The 17,059-nt window shown below is 72.9% G+C and carries 16 protein-coding genes; 8 read left to right on the top strand and 8 right to left on the bottom strand.

What is annotated here, in order from left to right:
• Positions 1-31: 31 nt before the first annotated feature.
• Positions 32-1,015 carry a 1,4-dihydroxy-2-naphthoyl-CoA synthase gene (locus A6048_RS13105; RefSeq protein WP_107746102.1) on the bottom strand — a complete coding sequence of 328 codons (984 nt, stop codon included), beginning with the start codon at positions 1,013-1,015 and terminating at the stop codon, positions 32-34.
• A 23-nt stretch (positions 1,016-1,038) separates the two neighbouring features.
• On the opposite strand from A6048_RS13105, the gene A6048_RS13100 reads away from it, so the two are divergent.
• Positions 1,039-2,190, top strand: coding sequence for an o-succinylbenzoate synthase (locus A6048_RS13100; RefSeq protein ID WP_107746104.1), 1,152 nt, complete (start codon positions 1,039-1,041; stop codon positions 2,188-2,190).
• A 78-nt stretch (positions 2,191-2,268) separates the two neighbouring features.
• Here the strand turns inward: A6048_RS13100 and A6048_RS13095 are convergent, their stop codons facing one another.
• Complete coding sequence (locus A6048_RS13095) at positions 2,269-2,859, bottom strand: flavin reductase family protein (protein WP_107746106.1); 591 nt, start codon at positions 2,857-2,859, stop codon at positions 2,269-2,271.
• A gap of 129 nt (positions 2,860-2,988) precedes the next feature.
• Between A6048_RS13095 and A6048_RS13090 the strand changes: the two genes are divergently transcribed.
• Positions 2,989-4,461, top strand: coding sequence for a WS/DGAT domain-containing protein (locus A6048_RS13090; protein ID WP_235027402.1), 1,473 nt, complete (start codon positions 2,989-2,991; stop codon positions 4,459-4,461).
• Between the two features lie 61 nt (positions 4,462-4,522).
• Here A6048_RS13090 and A6048_RS13085 read toward each other — a convergent pair whose 3' ends face one another.
• Both A6048_RS13085 and A6048_RS13080 read right to left on the bottom strand, forming a co-directional pair.
• Positions 4,523-5,140: a mycothiol transferase gene (locus A6048_RS13085; protein WP_107746108.1), complete on the bottom strand. Its 618-nt coding sequence runs from the start codon at positions 5,138-5,140 to the stop codon at positions 4,523-4,525.
• 107 nt (positions 5,141-5,247) lie between these two features.
• The gene (locus A6048_RS13080) at positions 5,248-5,805 is read right to left on the bottom strand and encodes a DinB family protein (protein WP_107746641.1); all 558 of its coding nucleotides are present in this window, start codon (positions 5,803-5,805) and stop codon (positions 5,248-5,250) included.
• A 152-nt stretch (positions 5,806-5,957) separates the two neighbouring features.
• Between A6048_RS13080 and A6048_RS13075 the strand changes: the two genes are divergently transcribed.
• The 5 genes from A6048_RS13075 (at position 5,958) to A6048_RS13055 (ending at position 11,398) form a co-directional block, all read left to right on the top strand.
• Positions 5,958-6,971, top strand: a complete 1,014-nt coding sequence (locus tag A6048_RS13075) for a helix-turn-helix transcriptional regulator (RefSeq protein ID WP_107746642.1) — start codon at positions 5,958-5,960, stop codon at positions 6,969-6,971.
• A gap of 10 nt (positions 6,972-6,981) precedes the next feature.
• Entirely contained in the window at positions 6,982-8,853 is a 1,872-nt protein-coding gene (gene menD, locus A6048_RS13070; protein ID WP_107746110.1) for a 2-succinyl-5-enolpyruvyl-6-hydroxy-3-cyclohexene-1-carboxylic-acid synthase, read from the top strand.
• On the top strand, positions 8,850-9,329 hold the full coding sequence (locus A6048_RS13065) for a DUF3592 domain-containing protein (RefSeq protein ID WP_107746112.1): 480 nt from the start codon (positions 8,850-8,852) through the stop codon (positions 9,327-9,329). Before menD ends, A6048_RS13065 begins: the two co-directional genes overlap by 4 nt.
• A 37-nt stretch (positions 9,330-9,366) precedes the next feature.
• The gene (locus tag A6048_RS13060) at positions 9,367-10,617 is read left to right on the top strand and encodes a glycosyltransferase family 4 protein (RefSeq protein ID WP_107746643.1); all 1,251 of its coding nucleotides are present in this window, start codon (positions 9,367-9,369) and stop codon (positions 10,615-10,617) included.
• 73 nt (positions 10,618-10,690) lie between these two features.
• The gene (locus A6048_RS13055) at positions 10,691-11,398 is read left to right on the top strand and encodes a demethylmenaquinone methyltransferase (protein WP_107746114.1); all 708 of its coding nucleotides are present in this window, start codon (positions 10,691-10,693) and stop codon (positions 11,396-11,398) included.
• Positions 11,399-11,528: 130 nt separating this feature from the next.
• Here the strand turns inward: A6048_RS13055 and A6048_RS13050 are convergent, their stop codons facing one another.
• Positions 11,529-12,779 carry a geranylgeranyl reductase family protein gene (locus A6048_RS13050; RefSeq protein ID WP_216694071.1) on the bottom strand — a complete coding sequence of 417 codons (1,251 nt, stop codon included), beginning with the start codon at positions 12,777-12,779 and terminating at the stop codon, positions 11,529-11,531.
• 137 nt (positions 12,780-12,916) lie between these two features.
• On the opposite strand from A6048_RS13050, the gene A6048_RS13045 reads away from it, so the two are divergent.
• A complete protein-coding gene (locus A6048_RS13045) occupies positions 12,917-13,972 on the top strand; it encodes a polyprenyl synthetase family protein (RefSeq protein ID WP_372450575.1) in 1,056 nt (351 codons plus the stop codon).
• A gap of 151 nt (positions 13,973-14,123) precedes the next feature.
• Here A6048_RS13045 and A6048_RS13040 read toward each other — a convergent pair whose 3' ends face one another.
• From A6048_RS13040 to modA, 3 genes are all read right to left on the bottom strand, one after another.
• Positions 14,124-15,296, bottom strand: coding sequence for an ABC transporter ATP-binding protein (locus tag A6048_RS13040; protein WP_425320810.1), 1,173 nt, complete (start codon positions 15,294-15,296; stop codon positions 14,124-14,126).
• A 106-nt stretch (positions 15,297-15,402) separates the two neighbouring features.
• Complete coding sequence (locus tag A6048_RS13035) at positions 15,403-16,197, bottom strand: ABC transporter permease (protein WP_107746120.1); 795 nt, start codon at positions 16,195-16,197, stop codon at positions 15,403-15,405.
• Complete coding sequence (gene modA / locus A6048_RS13030; RefSeq protein ID WP_308161273.1) at positions 16,194-17,054, bottom strand: molybdate ABC transporter substrate-binding protein; 861 nt, start codon at positions 17,052-17,054, stop codon at positions 16,194-16,196. The genes A6048_RS13035 and modA overlap by 4 nt, the downstream gene beginning before the upstream one ends.
• Positions 17,055-17,059 lie beyond the last annotated feature (5 nt).

Here is a 17,059-nt window from a genome sequence, read left to right as displayed (position 1 = left end):
CACTGTATCCGCGGCTCGTGTCGCCGCCTGGTCAGTAGTAGTAGGGGAAGTCGTCCCAGTTCGGGTCGCGCTTCTCCAGGAACGCGTCGCGCCCCTCCACCGCCTCGTCGGTCATGTAGGCCAGGCGGGTGGCCTCGCCGGCGAACACCTGCTGGCCCATCAGGCCGTCGTCGGCGAGGTTGAACGCGAACTTGAGCATGCGCTGCGCGGTGGGCGACTTTCCGTTGATCTGCCGCGCCCACTCGATCGCCGTGCTCTCGAGCTCGGCGTGGTCCACGACCCGGTTGACCGCGCCCATGTGGAACATCTCCTCGGCGGTGTAGGGCTGGCCCAGGAAGAAGATCTCGCGCGCGAGCTTCTGACCCACCTGCTTGGCCAGGTAGGCGCTACCGTAGCCGGCATCGAACGACCCCACGTCGGCGTCGGTCTGCTTGAACCGGGCGTGCTCCCGGGAGGCCAGGGTCAGGTCGCTCACCACGTGCAGGGAGTGCCCACCACCGGCCGCCCACCCGTTGACCAGGCAGATCACCACCTTGGGCATGGTGCGGATGAGCCGCTGGACCTCGAGGATGTGCAGCCGGCCACCCTCGGCCTTGACCCGCGCCTCGTCGACCTTGTCGGCGGTCGCACCGGCGACGTCCCCGTCGTGCTCGGTCGAGTACTGGTATCCCGACCGGCCCCGGATCCGCTGGTCGCCGCCCGAGCAGAACGCCCAGCCGCCGTCCTTGGCGCTCGGCCCGTTCCCGGTGAACAGCACCGTGCCCACGTCGGGGGAGCGGCGGGCGTGGTCGAACACCCGGTACAGCTCGTCCACGGTGTGCGGCCGGAAGGCGTTGCGCACCTCCGGGCGGTCGAAGGCGATCCGCACGATCCCGTTGGCCCGGCCCTCGCCCACGTGGCGGTGGTAGGTCAGGTCCGTCAGGTCCTCGCCGTTGCGGAAGCCCTCGACCTCCCGCCACTGCGTCGGATCGAACGGGTTCGCGGTCTCGCCCTGCGCTGCGCTGCTCTCGGTCATGGGTTCGACGTTAGCGTGGAGCCATGACATCCGTGCCGCGCCCCGAGTCGATCGACGATCTGCTCGCCCGCGTCCACGTGGTGGCCCTACCGATGCGGGTCCGGTTCCGCGGCATCACCGAGCGGGAGGTGGCGCTGGTCGAGGGCCCGGCGGGGTGGGGCGAGTTCGGTGCCTTCCCGGAGTACGACGACCCGGAGGCCGCCCACTGGCTGCGCTCGGCGCTCGAGATGGCGTGGCAGGGGCCGCCTCCGGCCCTGCGCTCGCGGGTCGCCGTCAACGCCACGGTCCCGGCGGTCGCCGCGAGCGAGGTGGCGGGAATCCTCGACCGCTTCCCCGGCTGCACCACGGTCAAGGTCAAGGTGGCGGAGAAGGGGCAGCAGCTCGTCGACGACGTCGCCCGGGTCGCCGCCGTCCTGCAGGCCCGCCCCGAGGCCAGGATCCGGGTGGACGCCAACGGGGCCTGGTCGGTCGCCGAGGCCGCGCATGCCGTCCGGGTCCTGGACCAGGCCGTCCGGGCGGTCGACTGCACCCGCGCGCCGGGCACCGGGCCGGTCTCCCTCGACGGCCAGGGCCTGGAGTACGTCGAGCAGCCCTGCGCGAGCGTCGAGGAACTCGTGCAGCTGCGCGCGCGCCTGGCGGCGGACGGGGTGCACGTGGACGTGGCCGCCGACGAGTCCATCCGGCGGGCCGAGGACCCCCTACGCGTGGTGAGGGCGGGCGGCGCCGACCGCGCGGTGGTCAAGGTCGCGCCGTTGGGTGGGCCCCGCCGACTGCTGGCCGTGGCCTCTGAACTCGGCATACCGGTCACCGTCTCGAGCGCGTTGGACTCGGCGGTGGGGGTCGCGGCCGGCGTCGCGGCGGCTGCGGCGCTGCCGGGTGGCCGCTCCGGGCCGGTGGGCGCGGGACACAGCGGCCCGGGAGATGGCGGCCCGGGAGGTGGCGGCCCGGGAGGTGGCGGAACGAGAGGCGACGACGAGATCCCCGCCGCCGGCCTGGGCACCGGCGGGTTCTTCGTGGAGGACGTGGTCGAACCGGGCGTGTTCGCGCTGGTAGACGGCCATCTCCCCGTGGTGGCGGTGTCCCCGGACCCGGCGAGGCTGGACGACCTGCGGGTGTGCGGCGACCGCCGGGACTGGTGGCTCGACCGGGTCCGCCGTTGCCACGATCTGCTCTGAGCCAGCTGAGCCGCCACTCCGGACGGTCGGAACCCGCTCGGTGCTCACCCGGGGGCTCCGGTGCCGGCCCGCGACCTGCTACCTCCCGGGCCGCGGCAGTTCCCTCGTGCGCGGGGCGTAGCCCCAGTGGTGACGACCCAGGCGCGAGGGCGGCAGCAGCGAGTCGAAGTCCGGCAGCCCGTCGGTGGCCAGCACCTCGTCGGAGATCGCCACGCTCACCACGCGGCCGAGCATCATCGCGCTGGTGCCGAGGTCGATCACATCGTGCCGCACGCACTCGAACGCGATCGGTTCCTCCGCCACCCGTGGCGCCAACACCACCTCGGAGGGCTCGGCGGTCAGCCCCGAGAGGGCGAACTCGTCCACCTCCGGGCCGACCGGAGCCGAGGTGGCGTTCATGACCTCCATCAGCGATTCGGTCCCGATGTTCACCACGAACTCACCGGTCTCGACCACGTTGCGGAAGGTGTCCTTGCGGCCGATCGAGGTGACCGAGAGGATCGCCGGATCGGCGCAGGCGACTGTGAAGAACGAGTACGGGGCGAGATTCGGTACCCCGTCCGCAGAGATGCTCGAGACCCAGGCGATGGGCCGAGGGGCTATCGACGCGGTGAGCAGCGCGTACAGGCCCTTGGCCGGGGGATCCTGCGGAGTGTGGATGGTGCGCATACCTGCATTCTGCCGCCGACCCACTAGAAGGGGCGTGATGCCGGTCACGCCTGCTCTAGCCTGGAGCGACGTGCACACGGAGTGGTCGGCGACGGTGAGGGGTCTGTGACGATGGTGGAGACGGACAGGGTGAGGATTCCGCTCCGGGATCAGCTGTGGCTGATGATGGACCGCACGGACAATCTGATGTACATCAACTCGGTGATGTGGTTCGCCGAGATCCCCGACTGGGACGCGGTCACCGAGGCGATCGCCTCCCGGATGGTCGAGCCCCACCCGGTGTTCCGCCGGGTCCCGGTGCGAAGGGGCCGCCGGTGGTACTGGCAGGACGACCCCGACTTCGACATCTCGAACCATCTCGTCCACACCCGCCTGGCCTCACCGGGCGGGCGCGCCGAGGCCGAGGCGCACGTCGCCGAGCAGATGGGTCTGCAACTCCCCGACGACCGACCCATCTGGCGTGCCGAGTTCATCGAGGGGTACCACGGCCACGGTGGCGAGCAGGAGGGTGCGCTCCTGCTGTTCCGCGTCCAGCACGGGATGGTCGACGGCATCCGGTTGACCCAGCTGGTCCTGGGGTTGTGCGACCGCGATGACGACGCCCCTCTGCCCCGGGTGGGGCGGGAGCTGTCCTCGTCGGGCGGCGGGATCCTGGGAGCGGTCGGCCACGCCGGGAAAGGGGTGGCCAAGGACTCGCTCGGCATCGCCCGCGGCCTGGCCGGCGCCACGCTCAAGTTCCCTGTGACGCTGGCGCGACTGACCAAGGACGTGGTGGCCCCGGGCGGGGAGCTGACCCGGGTGCCCACGCGTGTCGTGGAATCCCTGGCCGACACCATCGACCCCACCAACACGACGACCAACACCTACCGCTCGGTCTTCCGCCTGCTGTTCGAGCCCCGGGCACCCGAGCTGTCCTGGAGCGGCCAGGCTCGTGCCCGGAAGAAGGTCTCCTGGGTCTCCGGGCTGGACCTCGACGCCGTCAAGAGGGTGGCCGCGGTCCATGACACCACCGTGACCTCGGTGATGATCGCCGCGGTGTCCAAGGCACTGACCCGGTACCTCGACGCCCACGGGGACCGTCGGGTCTCGGACATCAACCTCATGGTCCCGATGTCCGTGACGCCCAGCAGCGACGATCTTCCGGAGGAACTGGGAAACCACATCACGATCATCCTCATGCGCCTGCCGTTGGGGATCGACGACGCGGACGAGCTCATCGATGCCATCACCACGTCCATGACCCGGGTGCGCTACTCGTTCGAACCACACATCAACTTCGCCACGATGCTCAGCGTGGCCGTCACCCCCACCGCGGTGCAGCACGCGGTGATCGACCTGTTCGCCAACAAGACCGTCGGCCAGCTCACCTCGGTGCCCGGGCCGGTCTCCATGGTGCGGCTCGCCGGCACTCCGGTCGAGGGGATGCTCGGCTGGGTCCCGATGAGTGGTGACCAGGCTCTTGGTATCTGCATCTTCAGCTACGACGGCAAGGTCTCCGTGGGCATCGCCACCGACGCGGAACTGGTTCCGGACCCGGGCCGGGTCGCCGAGATGATCGAGGGACAGTTCGCGACTTTCGACGGCTGGAACGAGGAGGACTGACGCCCGGCGGGTTCGTGCCCCGCCGGACGACCGCCTCACCCAGCCGGATCCGACTCCCGACTCACCACGCCGGCGCGGGGACCTCGGGGTGCGCGGCGAACCAGGCGCCGATGTAGGACATGTCGATGCCCTGGTCCTCGGCGATCAGGTCGTACATCGTGCGCCCGTCGATAGCCTCGCGGAGGATGTCGGCGTGTCCGCTGTGCCGGTTGATCTCGGTGAGGACGTGCTGCGCGACCCACCAGCCGTTGAACGGCGCCATCCCCGGAGGGAACCAGGGCATCTCGGTGGGGACGGGGACCACCGCGTCCAGGTCGGCGGCCCGCAGGTGGGCGAGTCCCGCGCCGTGTCGTCGGTCGAACTCGGCGAGGATCTCCTCGGCGGTCGCGTCGGGGCCCACCCGGTTGACCTCCTCGGCCCAGGCGAAGGCCTCCGGCAGCGAGCGTCCCGTCTCCACGGGGTCCGGGGCGGCGGCGGCCCGGCCGAGCCAGCCCTCGGCCACCTCACCGATGTGCAGGATGAGCAGACCTAGCGTCAGCTCGCTCGACGGGACCGGGCGCGCGCGCAGTTGATCGCCGGTGAGGCCGTGGATGATCGAGCGGGCGTTGACGAGAGCGTCGTCGATCCACTCGAGCAGGGTCTCGCGTTGGGTGGTGTGGGTGGCGGGGAACAGTGGCATGGCGAACTCCTGGGTGGTGCGTCGTGGATGGGGTGGCGCCGGCGTGTGCCGACGGGTCGAGTGGTCGAGTGGTCGACCGGGTCAGACGGGTCGAATGGCCGACCGGGTCAGACGGTGTGGGCGTACAGGTCGCGCAGCAGGCACATCTCCGCGCCGTGGTGGATGACCTCGCGGTGGATGTGCAGGACGAGGGTGGCCATAGGGGCGGAGGACCAGTGACCCTCGGCCTCCCCGACGGGCGCGGCGAGGGCATCGCCGTCGAGCCCACGGACCCCCTCCATCCAGCCCGCGTAGGTGCGGTCGAGTTGCGCGAGTCCGCCCGCGGCGTCGCCGGCGAACTCGTGGGTCATGTAGTCGTGGGGCGGGCCGCCGAAGTGGTCGTGCCACCGGGCTCCGAGCACTCCCACGACCACGTGGCCGATCCGCCACGCGATGGTCGTCAGTGGTGCGGGCCGGGGTTCGGGGTAGGCGAAGTCGATCGTGAAGTCGCCGACCCCGCCGTGCATGTCCGCGGTGCCGGTCCCGCGCGGTCGCACGTCCCAGGTCCGATCGTCCTGCGCGGGGGAGAAGTGATACTCGTCGTCGGTCAGCCCCTCCAGGCGAGGCCGGAGGTGGCCGTCCCAGTGGTACTCGAGCTGGTCGACGAGTTGGGCGGTCCAGTCGATGGTGCGGTTCGTGGTCACGAGGGTCTCCTGACGGTGAGGGCGGTCGGCGGCGGGCTGGCCGTCCGATCGCGGTACATCAGGAGACTCTCAGGCCATCAGGACAGATCTTGTCCTCTGACGGTGCGAGAGTGGACGTCGTGACCGACGACACGATGCCCACGACCCAGCGTGTGCTGGGCATGCTCGACCTGTTGCAGCGGCGCGCGGTGTGGTCCGGGCCCGAGCTCGCGGCCGAGCTGGGGGTCACCACCCGCTCGGTGCGGAGGGACGTCGACCGACTTCGCGACCTGGGATATCCGGTCGAGTCCGAACGCGGCGCGGGTGGCGGGTATCGGCTGGGTTCGGGCCGTCGGCTGCCACCGCTGCTGTTGGACGACAGGGAGGCCGTGGCCGTGGCGATCGCACTGCGGCTGGCCGCCGGCGGAGCGGTGGCGGGCATCGGCGAGCACGCCCTGGGCGCCCTGACCAAGCTCGACCAGGTCATGCCCGGTCGGCTCAGGGACAAGGTCGCCGCAGTCAGCGAGTCGATGGTGACCATCCCCGGTGCCGACACCCCCGTGGAGCCGGAGCTGCTCATCGAACTCGGCCACGCCGTTCGCGGCACCGAGCAGGTGCGATTGGACTACCGGGACCGCGCCGGCCGCGACACCGAGCGCCGGGTCGAGCCCTACCGGATCGTGGTGCTGGGCCGCCGCTGGTATCTGCTGTCCTATGACCTCGACCGCGCCGACTGGCGGACGTTCCGCCTGGACCGCATCCGCGCGGTGCACCGCAGCCGCTGGCGGTTCACCCCGCGCCCGGACGTGCCCGACCCGGCCACGCACGTCCAGCACGCGGTGACCACAGCGCCGTACGAGCACCTGGCCAGTGTGGTGGTCGACGCCCCGGCCGACGAGGTGCTCGAGTGCTTCCCGCCCACCTACGGCACCGTCACCGAGTTGCGGCCGGTCGATCACCCCGACGGCCCGGCCTGCCGCCTCGAGACCGGCGCCGCCGACCTCGACGAGTTGGCCTGGTACCTGGGCCGGCTTCCGGGGCCGTTCATCGTGGAGTCCCCGGACGGGCTGCGTGCGCGACTCGCGGCGATCGCCCAGCGGTTGGCGCGCGCGGCCGGTCAGGTGGAACCCGACCGCCACGACCCGGCGACCACCGGGGGCGACTACTAGGCTGGAGACGATGAACCCCAGCCAGGCCACCCCGAGCACGCCGCGCGCCAGCAACCCGAGCACCGCGCAGGCCCGCGTCGTCGTCGACGAGTTGGTCCGCCACGGGGTCACGGACGCGGTGCTGTGTCCCGGCTCGCGCAGCGCACCCCTGGCGCTGGCACTCGCCGCCGCCGAGCGGACGGGCCGGCTGCGGTTGCACGTGCGGATCGACGAGCGCGCGGCGGCCTTCACCGCACTGGGGTTGGCGGCGGGCTCCAAGCGGCCGGTCCCCGTCGTCGTCACCTCCGGCACCGCGGTGGCCAACCTCCACCCGGCGATGGTCGAGGCCGCACACTCCGGCGTGCCGATCCTGGCGCTGACCGCCAACCGCCCTCCCGAGCTGCGTGGGACGGGTGCCAACCAGACCATCGACCAGGTGGGGCTGTTCGGCCCGCACGCCCGCGCGGTCGTCGAGCTGGGCGCGGCCGGCGACCCCGGGGTCGAGCACCGTCACTGGCGCAGCGCGATCGGCCGCGCGATCCTCACCGCCACCGCCCCGAGCCACCCCGGACCGGTGCAGATCGACATCGCGTTCCGCGAGCCACTGGTGCCGGCCGAGGGCGACGAGGACCACGTCGTGGACGGGGCGGGCGGGGTCGACCAGGACGACGACGAGGCAGGCCAGCACGGGAGGTCGAGCGGACTGCCGCCCGGCCGTCCGGACGGTCGACCGTGGGTCCAGCGGGCGGGAGCGGGTGTCGACTCGGCTCCCGCCGACTCGGCCGTGGCCGTTGACCTGACCCGCCCCACGCTGGTCGTCTCGGGAGTCGGGGCCGGGCCCGTCGCCGGACTCGTGGGGGTGCCGACCGTGGCAGAACCCGGTGCCCCGGTCCCGCTGCACCCGGTGCACCCACTGGCCATCCCCGGGCTGCGGCCCGAACAGGTGGTGGTGACGGGGCGGCCGACCCTGCACCGTTCGGTCACCCGACTACTGGCGGACCCGGACGTGGACCTGGTGATCCTCGACGCCGGACCGCACGCCCCCAATCCCACGGGCAGCGCGGCCGAACTCGCCGACTCCGTCCTGACCGGATGGGGCGTCGACGAGGCGTGGACCGGCATCACCGCGCGCGCCGACGCCCGCGCCCGGGCCGCCGTGGACCGGGTCCTGGACCGCCACCTCGAGACCGCGCGACCCACCGGCCTGCACGTGGCCCGGGCGGTGACCCGCGGTGTGCGGGGCGGCGACAACCTGGTGGTGGGCGCCTCCAACGCGGTCCGTGACCTGTCCCTGGTGGGCCCGCTGGACCCGGACGTGGCCGTGTACGCCAACCGGGGCGCGTCCGGGATCGACGGCACCGTGTCCACCGCGATCGGGGTCGCACTGTCCGCACCGGGGCGGACCATCGCACTGCTCGGCGACCTGACCTTTCTCCACGACGTGTCGGGACTGCTGCTGGGGCCTGCGGAGACGCACCCCGACGACCTCACGATCGTGGTGGCCGACGACGACGGTGGCGGAATCTTCTCCCTCCTCGAGCAGGGGGATCCGCGCCTGGCCACCGACTTCGAGCGGGTCTTCGGCACCCCGCACGGCGCCGACCTGGCCGCCCTCTGCGCGGGATTCGGGGTGCCCTTCACCGACACCGACCCGGCCGGGCTCGAGGCGCTGCTCTCGGAGGCCGCCGTCGCGCACCGCGACATCGTGCCCGCCGGCCTGCGGGTGGTCAGGGTGGCCACCGACCGCGCCGGTCTGCGCGAACTGCACGGGGCCATGCGGGCCGAGGCGCTGCCGGCACCGCAGTCATCACCGGCACCCGAGGCATCGCCGACACCGGAGGCATCGCGGGCACCGGAGGTATCGCGGGCACCGCGGGCCGGGAGTCCGGGGGAAGGCGAGTGACCAGGACGGTCGCGGCCAGGCGGGCCCGCCGTTCGGTCCGGACCCGGCGGATCGTGCGGGCCACCGCCGCGGTCACTGCCGCGTTCTCGCTGCTGACGGCCGCGCTCATCCTGCTGGCGTGCTTCGTCAACGATCAGCGCATCGACCGGGACATGGGCAGCGCCACCGCCACCGTCACCGAGGTCACCGATCGCCGGGCCGCGGTGGAGTTCGACACCGGCGGCGGCCACCACGTCCGCCCGGTGACCGGGGTGTTCTACCCGATCGGGCTGATCGAGGGCCAGCGGGTGCAGGTCGAGTTCCGACGCGCCAATCCCGACCTCGTCCGCGTCTCGGGGCGGAGCTGGACGGTCGCCGTGGTGCCCGCCCTCTCCATCCCCGCGGTGGTCATCCCGCTGGCCGCGCTCACGTACGCCGCGGCGTCACCGAGGGTTCACCGGCCGACACCACGAGTTCCCCGCACCGACCCTCGCTGATCACCGTCCGGTGGTCCGGGCGGGAGACAGTGACGGTGTGCGCGTAGCCATCGTGACCGAATCGTTCCTGCCCAGCGTCAACGGCGTCACCAACTCCGTCCTGCGGGTCCTCGAGTACGCACGACGGAACGGACACGACTGCCTGGTGGTGGCGCCGTCCGGCAACGTCGGGCTGCGCCGCGGGGCGACCGACGCGGTCCGGGCCCACCCGCTCGTGAGCGCCATGGCGCCCCTGCTCGGCACTCCCGGTGCCGCCGCCCCCGAACCGGACCACCACCTGGGCTACCCCGTCCACCGCGTCACCGCCGTCCGGGTGCCGGTGGTGTCCTCCCTGCCCGTGGGCGCGCCCAGCCCGAGCGTGTACAACGCGCTCCGGCACTTTGCTCCCGATGTCGTCCACCTGGCGTCGCCGTTCGTCCTCGGCGCTGCCGGTGCGGCCGCGGCCCGCGCACTGGACGTCCCGTCCGTCGCCGTCTACCAGACCGATGTCGCCGGGTTCTCCACGTCCTACGGGATCGGGGCCATGGCGGAGGCGGCCTGGGCGTGGACCCGGGCCATCCACTCGACCTGCGACCGCACCCTCGCCCCGTCCACCGCCGCCATGGAGGACCTGGCGGCGCACGGCGTCCCGCGCCTGTACCGGTGGGGGAGGGGCGTCGACTCGGAGAGGTTCGCCCCCTCCCGTCGCAGCCAGGCCCTGCACGAGTTGTGGTCCCCGGAGGGGCGACCGATCGTCGGCTTCGTCGGACGCCTGGCCCCGGAGAAGCATGTCGAGCGGCTCCAGCCTCTGGCCGACCGGTCGGGCCCGGACGGGGACCTCCAACTCGTCATCGTCGGCGACGGCCCCGACCGCCCCGCGCTCCGCGCCGCCATGCCCCACGCGATCTTCACCGGCGAACTCCACGGTGACCAGCTCGGGCAGGCCTACGCCACCCTCGACGTGTTCTGCCACGCCGGGGAGTTCGAGACGTTCTGCCAGTCCATCCAGGAGGCCCAGTCCTCGGGGGTGCCCGTGGTGGGCCCCGACAAGGGCGGACCGCGCGACCTTGTCCAGGCGGGGGTCAACGGCTATCTGCTCGACCCCCGTCGGTACGCCGCGGAGATCTCACGGACCGTCGACATGGTGTTGGCCGACCACCCGCAACTGGCCGCGGCCGCCCGGTCCACCGTCGTGGGTCGCACCTGGGACGCCATCTGTGGCCAGCTGTTCGACCACTATCACGCCGCCGGCGCCCGCTCGACGTCCGGCCGGGTCGGCCTCGGTCGCGCCCCGCGTGTGGTCGCCTGAGCCGAGCCGTGGGCCCGGGCCGGCCGACGGCCTGAGCCGCTCGGCCGTCCGACGTCGGGGTAGCGTCGAGGGCGTGTCCCGCGCCAATCTCGACAAACAGCCCCGCGACGTCGCGTCGATGTTCGACGGCGTCGCGAAGCGCTACGACCTGACCAACACCGTCCTCTCCGGAGGCATGGACCACGTGTGGCGTCGCCGGGCGCGGTCGCTGCTCGCACCCCGACCCGGGGAGCGCATCCTCGATCTGGCCGCGGGCACCGCGGTCTCCACCGTGGAGCTGGCGAAGTCCGGCGCGTGGTGCGTGGCCGCCGACTTCTCGCTCGGCATGCTCCGCGCCGGCGCCGGGCGGGACGTGCCCAAGGTCGCCGGCGACGCCATGAGGCTGCCGTTCGCCGACGAGTCCTTCGACGCCGCCACCATCAGCTTCGGACTGCGCAACGTGCAGGACACCGGTGCGGGGCTGCGCGAGATGGCGCGCGTGGTCCGGCCGGGTGGGCGACTGGCGGTGGTCGAGTTCTCCACCCCGGTCTTCCCACCCTTCCGCGCGGTGTACATGAACTACCTGATGCGGGCCCTTCCCCGGATCGCCACCAGTGTGTCCTCCAACCCCGACGCGTACGTGTACCTGGCCGAGTCGATCCGCGACTGGCCGGACCAGCAGGCCCTGCGATCGCTGGTGGAGGCCAGCGGCTGGGAGCGCTGCAGCATCACCAACCTCACCGGCGGGATCGCCGCGATCCACCTGGCCCGCCGCCCGGCCGGTCACGACTCACAGAGTTGAGTCACTGCGTGTAGCAAGTGCCCAGGGCAATTCCCCAGACTCGCCGACGGCGTGACTCCGCACACGGCGAAGGGCCGCGCTGACGGAGGTGCCGCGCAGGGGGAGGGGCCGCTTAGAGGGCGCGGTCGTGTCAGTCGGCGAAGAGTGGGCGGCGATCGAGCCTGCGGGCCACCGACCCCGCGGCCCGCCAGCCCCGGGCGACGACGTCCCGGTCCGAGTCCGCCACCGTGTTGGACATGCATCGCACGGCCGCCGACATGAGCATCTGAGAGCGCATACCGACCGGCCCGGCCAGAGGCAGGAACCGGGGATAGGTGAGCAGCCGGGCGGCGTCCCGGGCGATCGCGAACGCCTCGCCGTAGGTCCGGCGCAACACTTCAGGCCAGGCCCGGGTCAGATCCCCGTCCGGGCCACCGGCGACGACGAGATCCGCAAGGAGCCGCCCGCCCTCGAGCGCGTAGTCGATGCCCTCCCCGTTGAGCGGGTTGACGCACGCTGCCGCATCGCCCACCGCCGCCCAGTTGCGGCCGGCCAGTCCGGAGACCGCTCCACCCATCGGCAGCAGAGCCGACGTCACCGCGCGGGGCTCGGCCTCCAGCTCCCAGCTGTCCTCGACACTACGGGCGTAGTGGTGCAGGAGGTCCTTGACCGCGACGTTCGCCGGCCGCGACGCCGTGGCCAGGGCCCCCACGCCGAGGTTGACCTCACCGTCGCCCAGCGGGAACACCCAGCCGTAGCCGGGCTGGATGGCGCCCGCCTCGTCGCGGAGTTCCAGATCGGACCCGATCCACGGATGATCGTGCCTGGTCGAGCGCACGTACGACCGGGCAGCCACGGCGTAGACCGAGTCCCGATGCCAGGTCCGACCGAGTAGCCGGCCCACCGGCGAGCGCACGCCGTCCGCGAGGATGAGGGTCCGGCACGCGATGCGGTCGTCACCGGCCCGGACCGCGATCACCTCGCCGTCGTCGCCCTTCTCCACGTCCGTCACGCGCACCCCGTCGAGCACCGTCGCACCGGCCTCGACGGCGGTCTCACGCAGCCGGTCGTCGAACACCGTGCGGCGCACCGCTGAGCCGACCCCGCCGTGATCGCCGGCCGGCCACGGAACGCGCCGCTCGTGGCCGAAGCCCCGCAACTCGAGCCCCCGGATGGTGATCCGGTCACGCGCCCACGACCCCAGCCCCAGCCGGTCCACCTCGAGCATCGCGCGCGGGGTCAGGCCGTCGCCGCAGGTCTTGTCCCGCGGGAACTGCGCGGCGTCCAGCACCGTGACCTCGCGACCGGCCCGCGCCAGCCACGTGGCGGTGGCCGAACCGGCGGGGCCGCAGCCCACCACGAGGACGTCGGTCGAAGCGGGAAGGCGCGGCCGTGAGTCCATGCGTTCCATGGTGGCAGGTCTACGCCGAACCGGTCGGCGGGACCTCGTCCGGGGTGGGGTGCCGCAGCCCTCGGGTGGGGACCGTAGTCTGTCGTCAGGGTCGGTCGATGCCGGTCCGCACAAGGCGACGAGGACGAATGAGGATGTCGAGCGATTCAGTGACGACCGGCACCGCGGAGACGGCGCCCGACCACGTGGTGGCGGGCGTGGACGTCGGCGACGCGGACCTCGCGGCTCTGTTGAGGGCGCGACTCGTCGAGGTCGAGGAGCTCCTGGTGAGCCGACTCGAGACCGGGGAGGACTTCCTCACCGAGGTCGCCCTCCACCTCGTCACCGCCGGTGGAAAGCGCTTCCGGCCCGTCATGACCCTGCTCACCGGCCAGCTCGGTCCGGAGCCCGACCGCGAGCGGCTGGTCAAGGCCGCGGTGGTGTGCGAGATGATCCACCTCGCCACGCTCTACCACGACGACGTGATGGACGAGGCCGCCGTGCGCCGCGGCGTCGAGTCCGCCAACAGCCGCTGGGACAACTCCACCGCGATCCTCGCCGGCGACTTCCTCTTCGCCCATTCCTCCATGCTCCTGGCGGACCTCGGTCCGGCTGCAGTGCAGCTCATCGCCCAGACCTTCGCGGAGTTGGTCACCGGACAGATGCGGGAGACGGTGGGGCCGGGCGACGGCCAGAACGCCGCCGACGCCGCTGATCACTACCTGCGCGTGATCTGGGAGAAGACCGGGTCGCTCATCGCCGCCGCGGCCCAGTTCGGTGGCGAGTACTCCGGCGCCTCCGGCGAGCAGATCGAGCGGCTCCGGCGTCTGGGTGACGCCGTGGGGATCGCTTTCCAGATCGCCGACGACATCATCGACATCGCCTCACCGTCGTCCGACTCGGGCAAGACCCCCGGCACCGACCTGCGCGAGGGCGTCCACACGCTGCCCATGATCTACGCGCTGGAGTCCGGTTCCACCGACAGCGACCGGCTGCGCGAGTTGCTGGCGCAGCCGCTGACCGACGACGGCGAGGTCGACGAGGCCCTCGACCTTCTCCGTGCCTCCGAAGGCATGCGCCGCGCGCGGGCCACTCTCGAGCGGTACGTGGGCGACGCCATGACCGAGCTCGACGCGCTGCCCGCGGGCCCCGCGAACGAGGCGCTGCGGCGGCTGGTCCGTTTCACCGTCGACCGCGTCAGCTGACCGCCGAACGCCGAACCCGAACGCCGGCCTCCGCCTTCCGACCGTCGACCTCCGACGCACCCTCGCGCGCATCGCCCCAACGAACGTGGTCGTGGCTACTGCGGCGGATTCGCCGAAATGCCGCAGTGGGGACGACCACGGTCGGGAGGGCTCAGCCGCGCGGATAAAGGGCGACCTGCGCGGCCTTGACCACCAGCATCACGGCCACGCCCGGCGCGAGCGCGAGTTCGGCGGCCGAGCGGCTGGTCACCTCGGCGTCGACCCGCTGGCCATCCCGCAGCTCGGTGGTCACCCGCGTCAACGCCCCCGCCGGCGCGAGCCCCACCACGCGTGCAGGCCAGGCGTTGCGGGGGCTGGATTTTCCCGCCGCCGCGTGTGCTGGAGCGGCGCCTGCGGCGAACCCGGCGGGCCCGGCTAACCCGGCGGGTCCGGCAGACCCGGCGGTGAGGTCTGCCCCGCCTGCGGGACCCGGCACGGCGTGGACGGCCACCGCCCGCGGATCGACTGTCGCGATCGCCCGCGCACCCGGGGCCCAGCCCGGCACCCCTTCCGACGCAGCGTCCGGGCGATACCCGGTGACGGCGTCGCCGCCGGGGGTGCGCAGCTCGTCGTCGTCGGTCACCTCGCCCTCCAGCAGTGACACGCCGGCCAGCCGCGCGGCGAAGTCGGACCCCGGCCGGGACAGCACGCCCTCGACGGTGCCTGACTGGACTGCGCGACCCCCCGAGACGACGACGACGTCGTGCGCCAACGCCCACAGGTCCAGTGGATCGTGGGTCACCATGACCACCGTGCGACCGGTGAGCCGGTCCGCGAGGAGCCGCCGGATCCCGGGCGCGATCTCCACGTCCAGGGCGGCCAGCGGCTCGTCCAGCAGGACCAACTCAGGATCCACCGCCAGGGCCCGGGCGAGGGCGACCCGCTGGGCCTGGCCGCCGGACAGCTCGTGGGGCCTGCGGTCGGCGAGGTCCGCGCACCCCACGGCATCCAGCTCGGCGTGGGCGCGGTCGAGGGCGGGACGTCTGCGGAGTCCGCGGGAGCGCGGGCCGTAGGCGACATTCTCCAGCGCGGTGAGGTGGGGGAAGAGCCCGGGCCGCTGCTCGAGCGACACCACCCGTCGGCGGTGCGCGGGAACGTGCGTGTGCGGCGAGCTGACCGGCCGCCCGCGGAGGTGGACCTCCCCGGAGTCGGGGCGCAGGTGTCCGGCCAGCAATGACAGCGCGGTGGACTTGCCCGCGCCGTTGGGGCCGACGATCGCAAGGCGGCGGCCGGTGGGGACCGAGATACGGAGGTCGACATCGCGGTCGTCGATGCGGCAGTCCAGAGTGGCGGCGAGCCCGGCGGTGGGTTCGGCAGCGGGTCCGGCGACCTCGGCGGGCCCGGCGGCGGGGACCGGGTCGTCAGCGGGGCCCGACTGGGAGCACGCGCGCTCAGCCACGGCCCACCACCACCCGTCGCGCGACGAACGCCGAAGCGGCCATGAGCAGTGCGGCCACCACGATCAGCACCAGGGCCAGCGCGAGGGCGGTGTCGGTGTCCGCCTCGCGGCTCAGATAGATCTCCAGCGGCAGGGTGCGCGTGGTCCCCTGCAGTGATCCGGCGAAGGTCAGGGTGGCACCGAACTCGCCGAGCGCACGGGCGAAGGACATGGAGGCCCCGGCGAGCAGGGCGGGCAGGACCAGCGGCAGCGTCACCGTGACGAGCACGCGGGTCGGGGAGGCGCCCAGGGAGGCGGCGGCGCGTTCGAGCCGGGCGTCCACCGACCTCAGCGCACCCTCCAGCGCGATCACGAGGAACGGCATGGCCACGAAGGTCTGGGCGATCACCACGGCGGCGGTGGTGAAGCCGATCTCGATCCCCAGCACGGACAGGTGCCGACCCACCACGCCGGTCCGTCCGAGCGTGGTGAGCAGTGCCAGCCCCGCCACCACGGGCGGCAGCACCATCGGCAGCGCCGTGACCGTGCGGGCCACACCGGCCAGGGGCCCGTGGCTGCGGGACAGCAGCACCGCGAGGGGAGTGCCCAGCAGCACACACAGCAGGGTGGACACCGCGCACGTGCGCAGGCTGAGCAGCGTGGCCTCCCGTGCGGCCTCCGAGGTGAGCAGCGCGGGGACCGCCGCCCACGGGATACGGACGGCCATGCCCAGCAGCGGCAGGGCGGCCAGAACCACGGCGAGGGTCGCGGCGACGATCAGCCACCGGGGCAGCGGGGGGCGGGTCACGGGAGACCGAACCCGTGGCCGACGAGCGCGGCGCGGCCCGCCTCGCCGGTGACGGCGTCGACGAACCGCCGGGCCGCATCGGCCCCGTCCGTGCCAGAGCCGTCTGGCTTAGAACTGTCTGCGCCAGAGCCGTCTGCGCCGCGGCCGGCGCGGTCAACCACCGCGATCTGATACCGGTTGGGTTCGGCCTCCGCGCGAGGTATCGGGATCTGCTCGACCCGGTCCCCGGCGGCGCGGGCGTCGGTGGTGTAGACGATCCCGACGTCGGCCTCCCCGGAGGTGACCTTGCCCCGCACGTCGGTGACCTTGGACTCCTCGCTCACCGGCCGCAACTCCACCCCGGCCGCCGCGGCCAGCGCGCGTGCGGCGGTGCCGCAGGGGACACCCTCGGCGCACACGACCAGGCGGGTCCCGTCGAGGGAGCCGTCCAGGCCGGTGACGCCGGCGGGGTTCCCGGGCGGGGTGATCAGCGTGAGGACGTTGGTCGCGAACACCGCCGGCTCGCCGGGGACCAGCCCCTCGGCAACGGCCCGGTCCATGCTGCTCGTGTCCGCCGAGGCGAACACCTCAGCCGGGGCGCCTCCGGCGATCTGGTCGACCAGCCCGGAAGAGCCGTCGAAGGACAGCCGAACCTCCACGCCGGGGTTGTCGCGCTCGAAGTCCTCGGCGATCTGGGTGAACGCGCCGGTGAGCGAGGCGGCGGCGAAGACGGTCAGGAGCCTGGAGTCCTCGTCGTCGTCGCCCCCGACCGCACATCCCACCAGCAGGGACAGGCCCACGGCCGCCGCCACCGCCCGGACACCGGGGACCGCGGCCGCGGCTCGGCCGCCCGTCCGGTGACCCCCTGGGAAGGGCAAGGTCG

This window comes from Dietzia psychralcaliphila (assembly GCF_003096095.1).
Lineage (GTDB): Bacteria > Actinomycetota > Actinomycetes > Mycobacteriales > Mycobacteriaceae > Dietzia > Dietzia psychralcaliphila.
Note: the sequence above shows the minus strand (reverse complement) of the source record. Positions and strands in the feature narration are given on the sequence as shown.